Annotated in this window: 16 protein-coding genes; 6 read left to right on the plus strand and 10 right to left on the minus strand. The window is 45.9% G+C overall.

The window, feature by feature from the left end; translation table 11 throughout:
* Positions 1-120: 120 nt before the first annotated feature.
* Both speB and speA read right to left on the minus strand, forming a co-directional pair.
* Positions 121-1,041, minus strand: a complete 921-nt coding sequence (gene speB / locus OQJ86_RS20015) for an agmatinase (RefSeq protein ID WP_039976066.1) — start codon at positions 1,039-1,041, stop codon at positions 121-123.
* A gap of 1 nt (position 1,042) precedes the next feature.
* On the minus strand, positions 1,043-2,953 hold the full coding sequence (gene speA, locus OQJ86_RS20020; protein ID WP_265989649.1) for an arginine decarboxylase: 1,911 nt from the start codon (positions 2,951-2,953) through the stop codon (positions 1,043-1,045).
* 336 nt (positions 2,954-3,289) lie between these two features.
* Between speA and OQJ86_RS20025 the strand changes: the two genes are divergently transcribed.
* A complete protein-coding gene (locus OQJ86_RS20025) occupies positions 3,290-4,039 on the plus strand; it encodes an MBL fold metallo-hydrolase (protein ID WP_265989756.1) in 750 nt (249 codons plus the stop codon).
* A 59-nt stretch (positions 4,040-4,098) separates the two neighbouring features.
* Here the strand turns inward: OQJ86_RS20025 and OQJ86_RS20030 are convergent, their stop codons facing one another.
* The 3 genes from OQJ86_RS20030 to OQJ86_RS20040 all read right to left on the minus strand — a co-directional run bounded on the left by OQJ86_RS20030 (position 4,099) and on the right by OQJ86_RS20040 (position 6,432).
* The gene (locus OQJ86_RS20030; RefSeq protein ID WP_005432588.1) at positions 4,099-4,527 is read right to left on the minus strand and encodes an ATP-dependent zinc protease; all 429 of its coding nucleotides are present in this window, start codon (positions 4,525-4,527) and stop codon (positions 4,099-4,101) included.
* A 61-nt stretch (positions 4,528-4,588) separates the two neighbouring features.
* Complete coding sequence (gene rimK / locus OQJ86_RS20035) at positions 4,589-5,494, minus strand: 30S ribosomal protein S6--L-glutamate ligase (RefSeq protein ID WP_005438260.1); 906 nt, start codon at positions 5,492-5,494, stop codon at positions 4,589-4,591.
* A gap of 323 nt (positions 5,495-5,817) precedes the next feature.
* Positions 5,818-6,432 carry a TetR/AcrR family transcriptional regulator gene (locus OQJ86_RS20040; RefSeq protein WP_265989656.1) on the minus strand — a complete coding sequence of 205 codons (615 nt, stop codon included), beginning with the start codon at positions 6,430-6,432 and terminating at the stop codon, positions 5,818-5,820.
* 155 nt (positions 6,433-6,587) lie between these two features.
* On the opposite strand from OQJ86_RS20040, the gene OQJ86_RS20045 reads away from it, so the two are divergent.
* Positions 6,588-7,601, plus strand: a complete 1,014-nt coding sequence (locus tag OQJ86_RS20045) for an MBL fold metallo-hydrolase (RefSeq protein ID WP_265989758.1) — start codon at positions 6,588-6,590, stop codon at positions 7,599-7,601.
* Between the two features lie 96 nt (positions 7,602-7,697).
* A complete protein-coding gene (locus tag OQJ86_RS20050) occupies positions 7,698-8,042 on the plus strand; it encodes a DUF5329 family protein (protein WP_265989658.1) in 345 nt (114 codons plus the stop codon).
* Here OQJ86_RS20050 and OQJ86_RS20055 read toward each other — a convergent pair.
* Complete coding sequence (locus OQJ86_RS20055) at positions 8,010-8,909, minus strand: LysR family transcriptional regulator (protein ID WP_038896566.1); 900 nt, start codon at positions 8,907-8,909, stop codon at positions 8,010-8,012. The two genes, OQJ86_RS20050 and OQJ86_RS20055, sit on opposite strands and share 33 nt — an antisense overlap.
* A 527-nt stretch (positions 8,910-9,436) precedes the next feature.
* Positions 9,437-9,682: a hypothetical protein gene (locus tag OQJ86_RS20060; RefSeq protein ID WP_265989661.1), complete on the minus strand. Its 246-nt coding sequence runs from the start codon at positions 9,680-9,682 to the stop codon at positions 9,437-9,439.
* 167 nt (positions 9,683-9,849) lie between these two features.
* Between OQJ86_RS20060 and OQJ86_RS20065 the strand changes: the two genes are divergently transcribed.
* A complete protein-coding gene (locus OQJ86_RS20065) occupies positions 9,850-10,716 on the plus strand; it encodes a helix-turn-helix domain-containing protein (protein ID WP_265989663.1) in 867 nt (288 codons plus the stop codon).
* 688 nt (positions 10,717-11,404) lie between these two features.
* On the opposite strand, the gene OQJ86_RS20070 is transcribed toward OQJ86_RS20065, so the two are convergent.
* Positions 11,405-11,743 carry a YggL family protein gene (locus OQJ86_RS20070; protein ID WP_010453251.1) on the minus strand — a complete coding sequence of 113 codons (339 nt, stop codon included), beginning with the start codon at positions 11,741-11,743 and terminating at the stop codon, positions 11,405-11,407.
* Positions 11,744-11,962: 219 nt separating this feature from the next.
* Between OQJ86_RS20070 and OQJ86_RS20075 the strand changes: the two genes are divergently transcribed.
* Positions 11,963-13,999 carry a PhoX family protein gene (locus tag OQJ86_RS20075; protein ID WP_265989666.1) on the plus strand — a complete coding sequence of 679 codons (2,037 nt, stop codon included), beginning with the start codon at positions 11,963-11,965 and terminating at the stop codon, positions 13,997-13,999.
* Between the two features lie 106 nt (positions 14,000-14,105).
* Here the strand turns inward: OQJ86_RS20075 and OQJ86_RS20080 are convergent, their stop codons facing one another.
* Both OQJ86_RS20080 and OQJ86_RS20085 read right to left on the minus strand, forming a co-directional pair.
* The gene (locus tag OQJ86_RS20080; RefSeq protein WP_265989668.1) at positions 14,106-15,497 is read right to left on the minus strand and encodes a glycoside hydrolase family 1 protein; all 1,392 of its coding nucleotides are present in this window, start codon (positions 15,495-15,497) and stop codon (positions 14,106-14,108) included.
* 147 nt (positions 15,498-15,644) lie between these two features.
* Entirely contained in the window at positions 15,645-17,705 is a 2,061-nt protein-coding gene (locus OQJ86_RS20085) for a sensor histidine kinase (protein WP_265989670.1), read from the minus strand.
* Between the two features lie 178 nt (positions 17,706-17,883).
* Here OQJ86_RS20085 and OQJ86_RS20090 point away from each other — a divergent pair, with 178 nt between their 5' ends.
* On the plus strand, positions 17,884-19,233 hold the full coding sequence (locus OQJ86_RS20090; protein ID WP_265989672.1) for a sigma-54-dependent transcriptional regulator: 1,350 nt from the start codon (positions 17,884-17,886) through the stop codon (positions 19,231-19,233).
* Positions 19,234-19,266: the final 33 nt, after the last annotated feature.

Genomic DNA, 19,266 nt, shown 5'->3' on the forward strand with positions numbered 1-19,266 from the left:
AGATCGCACACACGTGAAAGAGTTCAAAAAAAATCCCCAAACTACAAGCTTGGGGATTTGTGTATAAGAGACAGGCCGAGACTCCCTTTAAAAAACAGCGTTTACTGAAAACAACTTTTGTTATTCGCGACCTGAAGCGTAGGCGTAAAGCAATTCAAGTGCGACAGTTGCGCCAGCCAATGCCGTTACATCGCTGTGGTCGTAAGGAGGGGAGACTTCCACTACGTCCATACCTACGATGTTCATGCCAGCGAAACCACGAATGATCTTCAGAATTTTATCTGAGTTCAGACCGCCACAAACTGGTGTACCCGTACCCGGTGCAAACGCCGGATCCAGACAGTCGATGTCAAAAGTGACATACACAGGCTTATCCGCAACCGTGCGACGAACCTCTGCCAGAATCTCTTCTACAGACATGTCGTTCGCTTGCATTGCGTTGATCACATTGAAGCCGTGATCTTGTTGGTCATATTCAGTACGAATACCAATTTGAACTGAGTTCTTCGCAGAAATCAGACCTTCTTTTGGTGCATGGTAGAACATAGTACCGTGGTCGTAAGAACTGCCGTTTGCGTACGTGTCAGTGTGCGCATCGAAGTGAATCAGTGCCATTTGACCATGGTGTTTTGCGTAAGCACGTAGGATTGGTAGGGTGATGAAGTGGTCACCACCCAAGCCTAGCATTGTCTTGCCGCTCTTTAGAATCTCACTTGTTGCCGCTTCTAGGCGGTAAGTGAAATCTTCAGCATCACCACAATCGAACACAAGGTCACCTGCGTCGATCACTTTCAATTTATCAAATACGTTGAAGTCCCAAGGGAACTTCTTGCCTTCCCAAGCAAGGTTTACTGACGCACGACGGATCGCATCTGGACCCATACGTGCACCAGGACGACCAGAAGTCGCCATGTCCAGAGGAACCCCTAACACTACAACGTCTGCGTCAGCCGATACTGGATTTTTGATGTACGGTCGACGTAGAAATGACATAGAGTTGGAGTAAAGCGAATAATCGGTTTTAGTAAACAAATCATTCATATCAGAAGTCCTCTAAATAGGTGTAGCCTGCCAAACCTTGTTCTAGTTCAGCTAGGATTTGTTCTTGTTCACTGGCTTCAACACGTGCTGAAACCAATTGTTTGTAATTGTCACGAATCGCATCTACGTCGATGTGAACGTAGCGCATCATGTCTTCTACGCTATCACCTTCGTTGATGTAGCTGATCTCAAACTGACCTTCTTCATCAACGTTGACTACTGCACTGTGGGTATCTCCAAATAGGTTGTGCATGTCGCCAAGGATCTCTTGGTATGCGCCTACTAGGAAGAAGCCCATTAGGTACGGTTTGTCTTTGCTCCATGCTGGTACTGGTAGCGTGCTCTCAATGCCTTGGCCATCAACGTAGTGGTCAATTACGCCATCGGAGTCACAAGTGATGTCCAACATCACCGCACGACGCTCTTCCACATCACCAAGACCAGAAAGCGGCAGAACAGGGAATACCTGATCAATACCCCATGCGTCTGGCAGGGATTGGAAAAGAGAGAAGTTCACGAAGAACTTGTCTGCAAGACGTTCGCTCAACTCATCCAAAATAGGACGGTGGAAACGGTTCTTAGTACTCATTTGGCGACTTAGCTCGAAGTAAATGCGTAGCGACAGTTGTTCTGCCCACGCACGTTGTTCAAGGTTTAGTACGCCAGTCGCGAATTGTGAGTGAACCTCTACCAAATCGCTTTGGGTATCGTTGTAAATTTCAATTAATGCACGCGCATCCGTACCATCTTGCAGGTTCTCCCAGTTTCGCCACATGTTTTGTAGCAAGAATGGAGCGTCTGCAGCTGGCTCGAACACTTCTTCCGGTTGGTATGTTTCAGTACCAATAACGTTAGAAATCAACACTGCGTGGTGTGCAGTCAAAGAACGACCCGATTCAGAGATGATCACTGGCATCGGTTGTTCGTACTGCTGACATACATCGCCTACCGTGTTCACGATGTTGCGTGCGTATTCTGCAAGGCCGTAGTTCATCGAGTTCGAAGACTGGCTGCGTGTGCCGTCGTAGTCTACTGCTAAACCACCGCCAACATCGAAGTAATCAATGTTTGCACCCATGGCACGTAATTCACAGTAGAAACGTGCGGATTCATTCACACCATTACGCACGTCACGGATGTTTGCCATCTGTGAGCCAAGGTGGAAGTGAACCAATTGCATGGTGTCCAGTTTGTCTTCGCGTTTTAGACGATCAATCACGCTCAATACTTGAGATGCAGATAGACCGAATTTCGATTTTTCACCGCCGCTTGCTTGCCATTTACCCGCACCTTGAGATGCAAGGCGGATACGCAAGCCAAGACGTGGAGTTACACCCAAGCTTTTCGCTTCTTCAAGTACTAGATCAAGCTCAGATAGCTTCTCTAGTACGATAAATACTTTGTGACCTAGCTTTTCACCGATCAGTGCTAGACGCACATATTCACGGTCTTTGTAGCCATTACACACGATCACGGAGCTGCCTTGTTGAGCCAATGCCAGTACCGCCAATAGTTCTGGCTTGCTGCCTGCCTCTAGACCCAGCTGTTTATTTTCTAGCTGCGCTTGGCTCGCTAAGATTTCATCAACCACTTCACGCTGTTGGTTTACTTTAATTGGGTACACCAACAGGTATTTGTTTGGATATTGGTATTCTTCAATCGCTTGGTTGAAAGCTTGGCAAATGCCATGCACGCGTTGGTGCACGATTTGCGGGAAGCGCACTAGCACAGGCAGGTTCAACTGCTTAGCTTCTAGCTCTTTTACAATCGCACTGAAAGGGATTTGGTGTGCACGGTCACTACGAGGAGATACGTAAACCTCGCCTTGGTCATCAATTCCGTAGAAGCCTTGGCTCCAGTAGTGAACGTTGTAGTCCGCGCGGATGCGGTCTAATTTAGTTGCTTTTTCCAACTCGATTCTCACAAAAATGTATTTAAACCCTCGCTGAAATAGGAGGAGGAAATACAAAAAAGCAAATCATGAGGCGCTAACCTCATACCCTGACACGAACTCCGTGTGCGCGCATTAACGGATAAAACCCAACCAGAGTCTAATGATTAAAATTTGTGCTTTCGATTAACAACTGTTGTTGATGGCTGGTGTAAACATTTATTTAACAGACTGTCCATTCTGCTGTTATGGTTGGTCTGACCAGTAAGGGTTTGGTCGACGCAAAATAAGAACAAAGACTCAACAAAACAAGGACATGTTTTGCAGCTGCACAGAATTCAGGGATACATCCAAACCATGTATCTTGCCGAGTATCCAGACAAATTGATGCTGCTTGATGGCGCAAGTCGAGCGGATATTCCTCACCTCAAAGATTTTATCGAGCATCAGCTCAATCGCCCGTTCACAGACCTAAAATTGGTTGTCGTTACCCACATGCACCCAGACCACGCTGGCGCGGCGCACAAACTAAGAGATTTGACGGGCTGCAAGCTATTGGCAGCAAAACGAGACACGCATTGGTATGGCGGCTTTGATGGTTGGCTAATGCATCTAACGGATTTGATTTTGGCACGTTGGATGGCGAACCGAATGCGCAAACCCAAGCGCAACTTATGGTATTCGCGAAAACTAAGACCGGATATTGAGCTGGTGGATGGAGAGGTGATTCCCGGTTTTTCTGATTGGCAGATATTGGAAACACCAGGGCATACCGACAGGGATTTATCGGTTTATCACGCCGAACAGAGTGTGTTGTACGTAGCGGATTTAATGGTGCAGGTAAAAAGCCATTTGATAGCGCCATTTCCTATCTTTCATCCCAACCAATATCGTAGTTCGTTAAAGCGCGTTTTTGAGATGAAACCAAGCTGTTTATTGGCGGCACATGGGGGAGAGGTTGAGTTTGATGAAAACGCGTATCAACACATCATCAATACCGCACCGGTTAGACCCATTACGCATTGGCGAGTAACGAAGATAAAACTTAAAGGATTAATGCGTTCTGTTCTGAAAAGGAAGAACGATAGACAGGAGAAGGGCAGCTAGAAAAGCAGAGAAGAGCCAGATGAGCGACCACGGAGTTCGCTCATCTGAAGCTACGGGGATTATGGAGCCAATAAATGAGATTGGCTCGGGTCTACCAGAACTTTGTCTGCCATACCCTGACGACCTAACAACATCATGTAAGTCATCTTTTCACGGTTAGTTAGCGTGATGTCGATTGGCCACTCTTGGTCGCCCATGCGTAGCATCGTTGTGATCACGCAGCGGTGTTCGAAAGTACCGTTTGATGATTTCACTTTGCGGTTCGCCTTCAGTGGAGCTTTACAGCGAACGACTTGCTCTAAGTGGTAAACATCTGGGTGTAGATCGAACTCTACGTATGACTGACCGTCTTGTTCTGTGCACTCTAGGTTATCTACGTGCAGAGAAGAAGTCTGTGCGCCTGTATCAATACGCGCTTCAAGGTGAGTAATCCCTAACTCAGGTAAGCAAATTGCTTCGGCGTTCCCAATGATCATTTTCTGATTCATAGTGTCATCCTAGCGATGAGTCAAAAGAGAGCCCTTTATCAGGCTCTCACTCAAACAATTATCAGCCTTTACCGCGAGTACGGTTAGCGTTTGGTTTTGCGTTCTTCTCGATGAAGTCGAAGATCATGCCAGCAACGTCTTTTTCAGTTGCTGATTCGATACCTTCAAGACCTGGAGAAGAGTTCACTTCCATTACCACAGGACCGTTCTTCGATTGAAGAATATCAACACCACATAGGTTTAGACCCATCACTTTCGCTGCGTTGATTGCTGTTGCGCGCTCTTCTTTGCTTAGTTTTACAAGCTGAGCAGAACCACCACGGTGAAGGTTAGAGCGGAACTCGCCTTCTTTTGCTTGGCGTTTCATTGCTGCGATAACTTTGTTACCCACTACGAAACAACGGATGTCTGCGCCGTTTGCTTCTTCAATGAACTCTTGCACCATGATGTTTGCTTTTAGGCCCATGAATGCTTCGATCACGCTTTCTGCTGCTTTCGTTGTCTCAGCAAGAACAACACCGATACCTTGAGTACCTTCAAGTAGCTTGATAACCAATGGTGCGCCGCCAACGTTTTTGATCACGTCCTGAATGTTGTCAGGGTGGTGAGCAAAACCTGTGCGAGGTAGACCAATGCCTTTACGTGATAGCAGCTGCATAGAGCGTAGCTTGTCACGAGAGCGGCTGATTGCTACTGACTCGTTCACACAGAATGTGCCCATCATTTCAAACTGACGTACAACCGCTGTACCGTAGAAAGTGATAGATGCACCGATGCGTGGAATAACCGCGTCGTACTTTGGCAATTCTTCACCCATGTAACGGATCTTAGGGTTGTTACTCGTAATATCCATATAACAGTGCAGAGTATCGATAACATCAACTTGATGTCCGCGCTCTTCACCCGCCTGCTTTAGGCGCATGGTTGAATATAGATTCTCATTACGAGAAAGAATAGCAATACGCATGGCAATTCCTTAGTAAGTCAGTACCAAATTAAAAATGTAAGTATAGAGTATAGTGAGTGGGTGTAATTGATGTGACAGAATCCACTCTCTTCAGCGACTTAGAATTGTGGTTGGACAACCACGTCGTCAGAGGTGCGAACCTTAGGGCGTTTTCTCAGTAGATGAAAACGAAAAAATATCGTCGATACGACAAAAATAATTTATCGAACTCTCACGCCTTGCTGCATGCGACTGTCAAGGGAATGAAAAAGAAAAATGAGTCAAAATTTCATCAATTTACTATGGCACAAATCACAAAAAAGCGGCCATTCAGCCGCTTTTTGTTATTGAACTAAGTAATGACTTAGGAAGAGTTCTGCCGTTTGGGTGGCTAAAACCCTAGATTCTTCCAAGGTTAGCGAAGCTCGCATCCCCATCAATTGTGGCCAGAATGCGCTGCCTTTAATTAAGTTGTGCAATTGAATGCTTGCCACGTCCACATCATCAACCTTCAATGTGTTTTTCTCTGATTGTTGAGTGAGCCAACGGTACAAGGCCGTTTCTTGCTTCGACATGTGTTCCGCTTGTTCTTTGAGATCTTCCGGCTTAAACAAGAAATGTCCGAAAGCCACTTTCGCCAATTCAATATAGTCAGGTGCGGTTACCACGATAATTTCGCTGTACAGCAATTCGACCAGTTGATCTTTGAGAGGGAGTGTTGGTAAATGTTCAATGTCGCTATCCATCATTGAAGAACGCCATAGTTCCGTTAGTAACTCTGTCACGATCGCTTCTTTAGAAGGGAAGTGGTTGTAGACCGTGCGCTTAGAGACTTGCGCAATAGCAGAGAGCTTATCCATGCTGGTGTTTTGCACCCCAAACTCTTGGAACGCTTGCTTTGCTGCGCACAGGATGGCTTCTCTTTTGGTCTCACTGCGACCTTTTCTTTTTACATTCATAAACTTGCCGAGTTAAGAAGATCATTTCTGGATCTATTTTACACTAAGTAGTTTACTTTTGATAATTAGAATGTAAACTGCACCGTGTAGTTTACTTTTGTTCGGGTTAACTTTTTATGAAAAAAACTTTGCTAGCCACAGTAGGAGCGTTCGCGATGGGTACATCAATGATTTCTTGTTCTAATGTTGATACTGAAAAAGCGCCAACATACCCGGACAAATTTGCAAATACAGAGTTGGAATACAAAAGCAGCTTGGGTGACATGTTCGGCATCATGAAAGCCTACTTTACGACTGAGCGCCTCAATCCAACGCCAACGATTGAAATTCCGGTTCATGCAATGACTGCGAATCAACTGTTAGAAGAGCAAGATGACGTTATCTACCGTTTAGGTCATTCAAGCGTGTTAATGAAGCTCGATGACAAACTGGTGATGACTGATCCTGTATTCAGTGATCGCGCGTCTCCTGTGCAATGGGCGGGGCCAAAACGTTTTCACCAAACACCAATCACGCTAGAAGATTTACCAAGTATCGATGTGGTGGTGATCAGCCATGACCATTACGATCACCTAGATAAAGCTTCTATTAAAGTGCTAGGCGACAAAGTGGGCACTTTCTTAGTGCCGTTAAAAGTCGGTCAGTTGCTAGTCAACTGGGGTGTGCCTAAGGAGAAAGTGATCGAGCTAGATTGGTGGGAGTCACATTCTGTCGACGGCATTGAATATACATTGACTCCGACTCAGCATTTCTCCGGTCGAGGTTTGACAGACCGCGATACGACACTGTGGGGCAGTTGGGTTATTAATGCACAACAACACAAAGTGTTCTTCAGTGGAGACTCTGGTTACTTCAATGGCTTTAAAGAGATTGGTGAAAAGTACGGTCCGTTTGATTTCACTATGATTGAAACTGGCGCATACAACGAACTTTGGTCAGACATTCACATGTTCCCAGAGCAAAGCGTTCAAGCACACATTGATGTGCAGGGCAAAGTGATGATGCCAATTCACAACAGTACGTTTGATCTGTCGATGCATGATTGGAATGAACCGATGCAACGCGCGTTAGACATCAGTGAAGAGCGCGGTGTAACGTTAGTGAGCCCTGAGATTGGTCAACGCTTGGCGATTGCAGAGCCTCAGCCTGCTAAGGCATGGTGGCAATAATGTCTGAGCTAAACAGCCAAACACCAGAATAGTTAAGTCACTTATTAGTAGTTACTTGCTATTAGTTACGTGGTCAGGGATAAGGATAAAGATGCAATGAAAGCAAAGTGGGCGCTGTTACTTACATTAAGCATTCTGCCTACCTTTGCACTAGCAGGGGTAGAGCAAGACATCTCGACGTTGATAAAGCGAGTTGAGCAATCCTCTTGCACCTTTATCCGCAACGGCAAGGCGTACACTAATCAAGAAGCGGCAGAACACATGCGCAATAAATGGGATTACGCCAAAGATGACGTTGATTCTTTAGAAGTGTTTATAAAAGAGGTCGCATCAAAGAGCTGGTTATCTGGCAAACCCTATTGGGTGGATTGCCAAGATAAACGCATTACCAGCGAAGAGTGGCTAACATCATTGATGAGCCCCACCAATCACATCCAATAATACTTCTTTGATGGTCTGGTATCGCAGCGGCAGAGTGCGGCTGCGTTTTCTCACCAAAAACAAATCTTCGTACACCGGTTGTTTTAACTCAGCCACATACAACTCTTCTCTTAATGGGAAGCTTTCCACCGCACTGTAGGGCAAAACGGTAAAACCCAGCCCTTTGCTGACGGGCAATAGAATCTGACTGAGTTGGTTAACGTAGCCCGATAATGGCATGTCACTGACCTTGATCTCTTTGAGTAAAGGTTCTGCACATTGGTCGAAAAACAACGTCATATAATGTTCAGCATCTGGGTGACCAATCACGCCGCAACTTCGAAGCAGTTCAGGCGTTAACGTTTTTCCATGATAGGACTTTGGTAAGATCAAACACAGCGCTTCTCTGCCAATTTGTTCACTTTGGAAAACACTCTTGTTGGGAGAGTAAGTCACGATGCCCATATCAATACGGCCATCAGCAACCCCGTTTAGAATCGACTGGTTTGGTGCCGCTTCCAAGTGAATCGACAATCCGCGATGCTGGGTTTGTTTTTCAAGCAGTGGATCAAACAGCATCAAGGCAAGTGCTCCGGAACAAGCCAGCTTGCAATGACCTGCAAAGGGATCATCGAAGCTCAGATCTTCCAGTAAGTTTTTCTCTTTCTCTTCCAACTCTAATGCGTAGGCATACACCATTCGGCCTTGCTCTGTCAGTTCAAAGCTTTTGTTCTCGCGCTTAATCAATGGGTGCTGACAAGCTTGCTCTAGCTTTTTGATGTGCTGACTGACACCGGGCTGGGTCATATAGAGCTTTTCTGCTGTCTGAGTAAAGTGGCCGACTTCGACAAGAGTTTTGAATGTGTGTAACCAAACTGGATTAAGCATAGGACGTTGTTTGCTCAGCGTTTATTAAAGAAAGCGTTTCGAGAGAAAGTGTAGAAATAATAGCATGATGCGTGGAATAACGCAGAGGAGGATGCTAAATGACAGGCAAAATAAAACCCCGCCTGGTTTCCCAGACGGGGCTTATTCTTTTTCGCAGCAATCCGGCTACTAATAGGTGCTCCCTGCATCTATCCTTGATTGTGGCTAAGTCCTTTAACCGAGTTCCTTGTTCATCGCCTTCCTAGCGGTGTCCATTCTTGCCTATCATCCTGACGGGCGAACTCTTTCCTAGAGCTTAACTACATCCTTGCTGACAACTCATCCTAAGCTATCAAATCTTCATCCTGAAGATACCCAATCCTTTAGGCTTTTTTCCTGTTCCCGCCAACATCCTGTCGACACACTTAGTATTGTTGTTTTGCTGATTACTCTCAATCAGCTAGGTAAAAAAACTTTGGCAGCGAATATTGCTTAAAAAAGGATAGTTATTAATTTTCAGTTGTTTAGGTTTGTTGTTCGATTTGTTCTTAGTCAAAAATGGTCGTTTTGCTTACATCGCTTGTGAGAGATCTCGCACAAGATGCCGAGCGAATGTACGAATCGGCGTCTTTTTCGTCTTGTTTAAGAGTTTGCTCAAGATCACAACTCGACTTGTAGCCATAAGATTTGGCGATGGTATTGGATGAAATCCCCATTTCTTTTATCGCAAACGCAGCCCACTCATCACGAGTTTTTTGCATGATCTGGCGTAGCTTGGTTTTAAAGTTACTCATAAAAGCTCCTTAGTTAGCTTATCTTTACAAGAGAAGAATAAGGAGCGTGATGAGGCTCAGTTGATAGTATGCCGCTCAATATCAATACTATTGAGGCGTGATGAAGAATATGTCGGTAATACTGATATTATTTGCGCGTGAAACAATACTATCTTGTGGGGTATCAAATGGCGCACATCGAAAAAGTACCGCAAAGGCCTGGTTTTTCTTGGCGCTACCGTCGTATTGATGAACCAGCGAAAGAATACGATTTTCATTTTCACGATGACGTTTTTGAGTTGGTCATCCACCGCCACTTTACGGGGGCTTTGCACATTGGGCATCACGAGCTAGAGGTGACCCACAATCAGATACTGCTAATTGCGCCGGGTGTGCCTCACTCTATTCACTCCACTTCAGTAGAAAGCAACTGCGAGACTCATGTGATTTGGTTTAAGCGTGAGTGGATCGCGAACCTAATGTTCTATTGTACCGAGCTACGCAAACTAGACCCGTTGTTGAAAGCCGCAAATAAAGGAGTGGTGTTCTCTGAGCGAACGGCTCAGCAAGTCGTGGATCTTCTGCAAGAGTTGATGAAAGTGCCTGCGATGGAACAATTGTCGAGATTCATTCATATCTTATCTTTGGTTGCCCATGACGAAGCAGCAAAAACCTTGATGACCCATTCATACCTTTCGATGAGTGAACACGAGCAACAAGAAAGAGAGCGCGTCGCAAGTGTGAGCGCGTATCTTGAGCAGCATTTTGCCAGCAAAGTGACATTGGCCGATTTAGCCAATTACTTGTCGTTGAGTGAAAGTGCGGTCACACGGTTGTTTCAAAAGCACTTCAAAGAGCCGTTTAGCCAACGCTTGATGAAGCTACGTATCAACCATGCCGCGGATTTGTTGCAATCGACGGAGTTACCAATAGGAATTGTGTTTGAACGAGTAGGCTATCGCAATCAAGCTTTGTTTAATCGCCATTTCAAGACCTACAAGGGGCTGACTCCGAGAGATTACCGACAGCATTACCAGCAGCGAATCCAACCTTAGTTTGAACATGTGCGTACTTTTGTTGTGTACTGAACTGGAATTTATGTGCAACTGGTATATTATTTGCTAGGTTATCTAAGAATCGTTATTAAGATTCGATGACAGGTTAAATAGGGAACTTGATTGCCATATTTCTGTCATAAGTGATGAGTAAGTTGACCGTATCAACAAGATAAAAGCAGTTTTACTGGTCAAAAAATGACTGCAACGCTTCTACTTTTATCATTATGTTGTGAAATTAGTCACGGTTAATTGATTCGTTCCTCGATAGATTGAAGAGGAATACAACCTTAGACAATAAGCTCAAGATGAGCGTTACCTATATAGATGAGGGAGATTGCTATGAAAAAGATGAGAAGAGCTCAGCTACATCGTGTTCGTATCCAATACTGGAAAGACACAAAGACTGAGACTGCTAAAAAAGCATAGTAAACCATACTCAATGGCACTGAGCTGGCAATGGACGGATAACCTTCCATAAAATGCCAGCTCTAAAATTATCTAGCACATCCATACTTTCCAAGACTCCTGCCTTCCTAAACAAAGCTTCCAAAACAACCAAACGTTCCACTCTTTCTAGATTCAACATTTCAGCACAAAACCATAGCCTTAAATGCAAAAAAGCCAGTCCGAAGACCAGCTTTCTCATTACTTGCTCAACTCTGTTTATTACAGAGTGATTCCGTAATTACAGGTAGTTTGCGTCAACCAATTCGCCAGCTTTTGCGCTGCTTACTTCTGGGCGAGCTTGTAGCCAAGCTAGAACCTGTGCTTTTTGTTCTTCAGTTGCGCTTTCGTAACGCCCTGTTGAACATAGGAAGCCTTCAAACAGCTCTAGACCGCCGCCGCCAAAGCATAGGTTTAGACCATCAATGTAGTCGATAAACTCATCAACGAATGCATCGTAACGGTCGAAGTCGTTGATGTCTGTTTCACAGCTGATTTCAAAGCCTAGGATCGCGAATTCACCTAGGAATAGCTTTTTACGCAGACGACGATTTTTGTTATCGATTTTATCTAGTTTCATGATTATCTCTCGTGGATGATTTGAGTACACCTTATACCCCCAAATCTGGCTTAGCCCAAGTAAAATCGGGAGTACATAGAATAGATGGGTGCTTTATAACATTTTCTAAACACAAAGTTCATAAAGATAGACTAGTTCTGTCACTTTTCTCTTCCAAACTTCCCCTCGCTCAATGATTTACAAACCTATAATTCAACCTAACACTGGGAAAGCAACACCATGAGTAAGGAAACCTTCGACGCGACGCGTTACAACCAGAGTAATAACAAGCCTTTTGAAGAAGTACTGGAAGCGAGCCTATCTCGACGCAGTATCCTGAAAGGTGGCCTAGGTATCAGTGCGATGACCGCTTTTGGCGCATTTGGTCTATCTGGGTGCAACTCTTCTAGTTCAGGCACTTCTGCTGGTGGCGGCTCTGGCGTTTCAAGTGCAGTCCTCAATTTTGATTCGATTCCGGGCTCACTGACGGATGCAGTATCGATTCCGCAAGGTTACGTAGCACAAGTATTGGTGCCATGGGGTACGCCTCTAAACACACAAGGTAATGCATGGAAAGACGACGGCAGCAATACAAGCACCGATCAAATCAATGCACTTGGTATGCACCATGACGGCATGCATTTCTTCTCACTAAACGATAGCGACACGGACGGCTTGTTGTGTATCAACCACGAGTACATTGATACTTCAGCTCTGCACCCAAGTGGCCCAACAGTTGTGGGTGGTGTGCGTACTATCGTCGATGAAGTTCGTAAGGAAATTAATGCACACGGCGTGTCTGTGGTTCGCATACAGCTCGAAGACAATATGTGGAAGTTAGTCGATACCGATCCACTAAACCGACGCTACACTGGTGCAACGGTTATGGATTTATCTGGTCCAGTTGCTAATACGGATCTGACAGTGACTCGCTTCTCGCAAGATGGCAGCCAAGCACGCGGCACATTAAACAACTGTGGTAATGGTTTCACGCCTTGGGGGACTTACCTAACGTGTGAAGAAAACTGGCCGGGTTATTTCGTCAATGCTGGCGTTCGTACTGAAGAGCAAGACCGTATAGGTGTTGACGATGAGCACACCCGTTACCTATGGGAAACGTTAGCAGGTAATGTCGAAGAGCGTTTGGACGAGTTCACGCGATTCAATGTAGAACCAACAGGCGCAAGTGCATTGGACGATTACCGTAATGAGGCGAACGGCCATGGTTACATTGTTGAAATTGACCCTTACACGCAAAATTCGCGTGCGAAGAAGCGTACTGCACTGGGTCGTTTCCGCCATGAAGGCTGTACATTCGGCAAGCTTGAAGAAGGCAAACCAGTAGTATTTTACTCTGGTCACGACTCTCGCTTTGAGTACCTATACAAATTTGAATCTGCGGCTGCTTGGGATCCTGCGGATGCTAACCCTGAAAACCGCTTGGCGATGGGTGACAAGTATATGGATGAAGGCACACTGTATGTGGCGCGCTTCAACGAAGACAGCTCTGGTACTTGGCTACCACTGACACTAGACAGCACGACAGTTTCTGGTGGTACTTTGGCTGATAGCTTCAATTCTCTAGCAGAAATCATCCTGAATACGGCTGGCGCAGCCGACCTTGTTGGTGCGACGCCAATGGATCGCCCAGAGTGGTGTACTGTTGATCCATTCACAGGCTCGGTTTACCTGACGCTAACGAACAACACCAAGCGTACAGAGGAAACTAACCCTGCAAACCCACGTTTGAATAATAAGTTTGGTCACGTAATCCGTTGGGATGAAGGCGAAGCAGCAACAGACTTCACGTGGGATATCTTCGTATTTGGCTCTCCGGCAAACGGTGATGCGGATACTAACCGTTCGAGCTTGACCGAGCTTAACCAATTTGCGAGTCCAGACGGCTTAGCGTTTGATCCTCGTGGCATTCTCTGGATTCAAACGGACAACGGTGCAGATGAAGTGACGTCTTACACCAATGACCAAATGCTTGCGGTTGTACCTTCAAAACTGACGGATGAGAACGGTACACAAGAAGTGATCGGTGCAGAAAACCAAGCTGAGTTGAAACGTTTCTTTGTTGGCCCTAACGGCTGTGAAGTGACGGGCTTTACCATTAGCCCAGATTACAAGTCTCTGTTCGTGAACATTCAGCACCCAGGCAACTGGCCTTACAGCGACAATGCAGCAGAAGAAACACCTGCGGGGATGACACTGCGTCCACGTGCAGCAACAGTGGTTATTCGCCGTGAAGACGGTGGTGAAATTGGTGTTTAACCAATAGGTCATACGACTGAATATCGGGAATAAGAAAAGCCCTGCGTTTGCAGGGCTTTGTTTTTTCTATCTAAATACACATGCACTTTATATCTAGACAAGTAACTTAGTTTTTGAGCGAGCCGCCCGCAGTGCGAATCACATCTTGATACCAGAAGAAGCTCTTCTTACGTTTACGTTCTAACGTACCTTGACCATCGTTGTGGCGATCAACGTAGATGTAACCGTAACGTTTGCTCATTTCAGCGGTTGAGTTCGCGACCAAATCGATTGGTCCCCAACTGGTGAAGCCCATCAGCTCAACGCCATCCAAAATTGCTTCATGTGCTTGTACAAGATGGTCGTTCAAGTAAGCGATGCGGTAATCATCTTGAATCTCACCGTTTTCATCGATTTCATCACGTGCGCCTAAGCCGTTTTCTACGACAAACAGTGGCTTTTGGTAGCGATCGTGAAGGAAGTTCAGCAGAACGCGCAGGCCTTTTGGATCGATTAACCAACCCCATTGGCTCTTCTCAAGATATGGGTTTGGTACGCTATCGACAATGTTACCCACTTCCTTCTGTTTCGGGTCTGCACTTGCACAGCCACTTGCGTAGTAGCTGAATGAGATGAAATCGACACTTGCCGATGCGATCTCTTCTAAATCGCCTGCTTCCATCTGAATTTCAATGCCATTTTTACGGAAGTAACGTTTCATGTAGCCAGGGTACTGACCACGTGTTTGTACATCACCGAAGAACAACCACTTGTTGTTTTCATGCATTGCAGCAAGTACGTCATCAGGGTTACAGGTGTATGGGTAGTTGATTGCGCCAAGCAGCATGTTACCAATCTTGCCGTTTGGTACGATTTGCTGACACAGTTTTACCGCTTTTGCGTTGGCGACTAGTTGGTGGTGAATCGCTTGGTAAATCTCTTGTTCACTGGCGTCTTCTTGCAAACCAACACCAGTAAATGGTGCGTGTAGAGACATGTTAATTTCGTTGAACGTTAACCACAGTTTTACTTTGTCTTTATAGCGTTCCAGCACAGTGCGAGCATAACGTTCGAAGAATTCGATGACGCGACGATCACCCCAGCCGCCGTAGTTTTCAACCAGTGCGTATGGCATTTCGTAGTGAGATAAGGTCACGAAAGGCTGGATGTTGTGCTCGGCAAGTTCGTCAAAAATTTTATCGTAGAACGCCAAACCTTCTTCGTTAGGTTCTAGCTCGTCACCGTTCGGGAAGATACGGCTCCAAGCCAAAGACAGGCGCAGACAGTTAAAGCCCATCTCTTTGAACAGCGCGATGTCTTCTGGGTAGCGATTGTAGAAGTCGATCGCCACGTCTTTGATACCCGGCGTACGTTCTTCACGGGTTTGATGCGGACTCAAAATACCGTTTGGCAGCATGTCTGATGTCGATAACCCTTTACCCCCAAGGTTGTACGACCCTTCTACTTGGTTTGCAGCAATAGCACCGCCCCAAAGAAAATGTTCAGGAAACTTAATCATGTTTCTCACTCTTTATCGTTCGGAAGTTATTCGTTTTATTTGCTTGAGAATAGTGTAGGTCAAGGAGGGATTCTTGTATCGAGATCGTGTTTTTCTCAAACAGCGGGGATGCCTAGTTCTAATGATGATTTTGTAATCAATATCACCTTAGGCTGATTTGAACAATAAAGTGAAAGTCAGCCCATTTTGTTCATTTTTATGCACGGTAATTTGTCCGTTCATATCACGCATATTATTGGCCGTAATCGCTAGCCCCAGCCCCAATCCTTCACCAATTTTCTTTGAGGTTTGGAATGGCTCGAACATGGATTCAAGCATCTCATTCGACACGCCGCAGCCATTATCACTGACGATCAGTTCGACCTGATTGCCGGTTGGGTTGACGATCAAGCTGAGCTGCGGGTTGGTGGTATTGTTCATTGCGTCTAGCGCATTCGAGACAAGATTACCGAGCACCTGAAGCAGTCGTTGTTCTTCACCCATGATGTTAGGTAAATCATGAGGAACTCGAACACGCACATCCACCTTGTCTAATTGGGATTGATAAACGCGTAAGGTCTCTTCGAGTGCGGAGGTAAGAGAAATCGCTTGTAGGCTTTCTGGTTTGTTGTAGGCGAACGTCTTTAACTGACTGGTCATGCTTGCCATGCGATCAATCAGCTTCTGTACCAATACGTTGTTGGCTTTCATCATCTCGGTTTCGCCACGTTCTGCTAACAGTTCGTTTGTTGTGAGCAGGGTACGCAAGCCTGTCAGTGGCTGATTGAGTTCATGAGTGATCGCGCTCGACATGCGACCCAATGCGGCCATTTTGCTCGATTCAATTAACTGGCTTTGTGCTTCTTTTAGCGCTTGAGTACGCTCTTCTACCCGCTGCGCCAGCTCTTGGTTTACTTGTTGCAACGATTGCTCAGCTTTTTTCCGCTTACTGATGTCGATGATTGTTGCAAGGAAATACTGCTCGCCATGCCAAGGGAAACTGGTCAGCGAGAAGAGGACAGGAAAGACGCTACCGTCACTGCGTCTGGCAATGGTTTCGACCGTGCTGATCTCTGCGAGCTCTTTATGCTTAGGCAAGTCCTTTAGTAACTTAAGTGTTGTGGAATTGGGATTGCCTGCATCGAATAACTCCCAAGCAAAAACGTGTCGATTGACGCTTTCTGGCAAACAGAACAAGCGCTTCGCCATTGGGTTTAGATCGAACAGTTGACCTTGTTCATCAATCAATAGCAAACCAACGTGGGTCTTATTGATCATCTGTTTCAAGCGGCGTTGGGACTCTTCCAACAGGGCTTGAATTCGCTGTTGGTTGATGTGCTTTTGGCGACGTTGTAGACCAATGATGACGAGTAATACAACCAATAAGAGCAGCGCTGCTACGCTCCAACCAATCACGTTTATGGTTTGTTGAATCGGCTTAGAAGGGGTGAGGTAGCTGACGTACCAATTCAAATCATCCAATTTAACGGTGTGCGCAAAATAACGTTGTTGGTTGAGCGTCCACACACTGATATTGGTGTTGTCGTATAAGCGCTGCGTTTCTAACTGAACGGTGTTGCTCGGTTCGTTAAACCAGTCTGCGTTATAGAGCGAGCTGCTTGATAGGAAAAAGCGTTGCTGACGATTTTGCAACGTAATGATGTCTTGGCTGGTAATGGTTTGTTCGGTCAACAAGCTTAGATTAATTTGCACCACCACAATGCCTGCGATATCCAGACCGTCGTAGATCGGGGCTGCAAGGTAATACAACGGGCTCGAACCTTTGGTTTTGTTTACCAAGGAAACACCGCCGCCTTGATTGTGAATTTGTTCCACAATGGCTTTTCGGTCAGACAGGCTAAAGCGCTCTTCGATTAAACTCGAGACCAATACTTCGCCAGAGTTAGACAGGATTAGCCAACCTTCGGTATTGGCGGCTTTATCGAGTTGAGTCAGTTGGGTTTGCAATGGCTCGTAATAAGTCAGATTCCCTTTCACAAACGCGATGGTTTCTGGGTTATTGGTGACGAGGTAAGGTAAGTGGTAGAAGCGTTTGAGTGCACGGCGAACTTCACCAATATAGTCGAGCAGCTTTTGTTGAGCTTCGGTTTGAGTTTGTACACTCAACCACTGACGGGCAACCTCTCTGCTGGCGCTATAACAAGACAACATCAGCACTGCCGCAACTGCGACCATAAGCCATGTTTTGCCATTCCTTTTGCGCTGCATACTGACTCCATTCAGCTAATGCGTTCTCACCGACAGTCATTAAAGAGTGCGCCTAACTGGTTGGATGTTAAAGACTTGTAAGCAAGAAGTGAGATCTAGCTCCTTTTCTCCTCAGTGGTTTTTGCTACCGTTAATAGAGAGCGATTTCTTTCCCACCCCATAAAGCAGGCAGTAACTCATGGCTTTTGACGACACCCCTAAAATTGTACTTATCGAAGACGATGACATTGTTCGTCAGGCTACCAGCCAATGGCTGCAACTGGCTGGGTTCGATGTGACCGCATTTAGTTTGGGGGAGGAGGGCAAAGCCGCCATTCTTAGCCAAGAATTTGATGCGATTGTCAGTGATGTTCGTCTGCCGGACACCGACGGCTTGTCGATACTAGAAAGCCTGATTGCCAATCATATTCCAACACCAGTTATCTTGATCACCGGACATGGTGATGTCGATATGGCGGTAGGCGCATTACAAAACGGTGCGTTTGATTTTATCGAGAAACCTTTCCAACCTGAGCGCTTATCTCAACGTGTGACCGAAGCGGTCGAGAGTTATCGCGCACAAACGTCTACTCAAGATCGCCAAGAGTACCTATCTAGCGTTAGCGGCTTAGAAGAAGTGTTGATTGGGCGAAGCCGAGTAATGCAACAGCTTAGAGAACAAGTTGCCAAGTTAGCGCGCATTGATACCAATGTGATCATTTACGGTGAAACCGGTTGTGGTAAAGAGCTGGTGGCGACCAGTTTGCATAATGAAAGCCAACGTAGAACCCATCATTTTGTGCCAATCAACTGTGGCGCGATTCCTGAGAACCTGTTTGAAAGTGAGCTGTTTGGGCACGAAGCTGGGGCATTTACTGGAGCGGGTAAAAAGCGCATTGGTAAATTGGAATACGCGGATAAAGGCACCTTATTTTTTGATGAAATCGAGAGTATGCCGCTGTCTATGCAGGTGAAAGTGTTGCGTTCATTGCAGGAACATACGGTTGAGCGCGTTGGGGGTAATCAGCAGATCTCGGTTGATTTGAGAGTGATCGCCGCTGCGAAAGAAGATCTCAATGATCATGATAAGTTTCGTCAGGATTTGTATTATCGACTCAATGTAGCGCAGATCTATTTGCCACCGCTACGTGAACGAGAAGAAGATGCGTTGATCTTGTTCGAACACTTTGCTCTGAAAAGTAATCCTGAGGGTCGTCCGCTGAGTGAAGCTGATAGAAAAGCCATTCTTGCTTACGCTTGGCCCGGTAACGTCCGTGAGCTAAGGAATGTCGCGATGCGTTTTGCACTGGATGAAACCGTCTCCGTAATGGAAATTCTCTCCAGTCGACCAACTTCTACAACCGAAGAGACACAAGCAGGCGTGCCGTTGGCGATTCAGCTACATAATTTTGAGCGTAAAGTGCTGCATGACTCGCTAGTTCGACACCAAGGACGAATTACGGATGTGATGGTCGAGTTAGATTTACCGCGCCGAACCCTCAACCAAAAGATGCAGAAGTTTGGTCTAAATCGCTCTGATTATACATAGAAAAAACGGCTTCTGAGGAAGCCGTTTTTTGTT

This window comes from Vibrio sp. Sgm 5 (assembly GCF_026241575.1).
In the GTDB taxonomy this organism is placed as follows: domain Bacteria; phylum Pseudomonadota; class Gammaproteobacteria; order Enterobacterales; family Vibrionaceae; genus Vibrio; species Vibrio jasicida.

Coding starts and splice junctions, on each gene's coding strand:
- OQJ86_RS20085 (WP_265989670.1), bottom strand. CDS start 17,705: ATGCAGCGCAAAAGGAATGGCAAAACATGGCTTATGGTCGCAGTTGCG.
- OQJ86_RS20030 (WP_005432588.1), bottom strand. CDS start 4,527: ATGAATCAGAAAATGATCATTGGGAACGCCGAAGCAATTTGCTTACCT.
- OQJ86_RS20070 (WP_010453251.1), bottom strand. CDS start 11,743: ATGAAACTAGATAAAATCGATAACAAAAATCGTCGTCTGCGTAAAAAG.
- OQJ86_RS20050 (WP_265989658.1), top strand. CDS start 7,698: ATGAAAGCAAAGTGGGCGCTGTTACTTACATTAAGCATTCTGCCTACC.
- OQJ86_RS20075 (WP_265989666.1), top strand. CDS start 11,963: ATGAGTAAGGAAACCTTCGACGCGACGCGTTACAACCAGAGTAATAAC.
- OQJ86_RS20090 (WP_265989672.1), top strand. CDS start 17,884: ATGGCTTTTGACGACACCCCTAAAATTGTACTTATCGAAGACGATGAC.
- OQJ86_RS20080 (WP_265989668.1), bottom strand. CDS start 15,497: ATGATTAAGTTTCCTGAACATTTTCTTTGGGGCGGTGCTATTGCTGCA.
- OQJ86_RS20065 (WP_265989663.1), top strand. CDS start 9,850: ATGGCGCACATCGAAAAAGTACCGCAAAGGCCTGGTTTTTCTTGGCGC.
- rimK (WP_005438260.1), bottom strand. CDS start 5,494: ATGCGTATTGCTATTCTTTCTCGTAATGAGAATCTATATTCAACCATG.
- OQJ86_RS20055 (WP_038896566.1), bottom strand. CDS start 8,909: ATGCTTAATCCAGTTTGGTTACACACATTCAAAACTCTTGTCGAAGTC.
- OQJ86_RS20060 (WP_265989661.1), bottom strand. CDS start 9,682: ATGAGTAACTTTAAAACCAAGCTACGCCAGATCATGCAAAAAACTCGT.
- OQJ86_RS20045 (WP_265989758.1), top strand. CDS start 6,588: ATGGGTACATCAATGATTTCTTGTTCTAATGTTGATACTGAAAAAGCG.
- speB (WP_039976066.1), bottom strand. CDS start 1,041: ATGAATGATTTGTTTACTAAAACCGATTATTCGCTTTACTCCAACTCT.
- OQJ86_RS20025 (WP_265989756.1), top strand. CDS start 3,290: ATGTATCTTGCCGAGTATCCAGACAAATTGATGCTGCTTGATGGCGCA.
- OQJ86_RS20040 (WP_265989656.1), bottom strand. CDS start 6,432: ATGAATGTAAAAAGAAAAGGTCGCAGTGAGACCAAAAGAGAAGCCATC.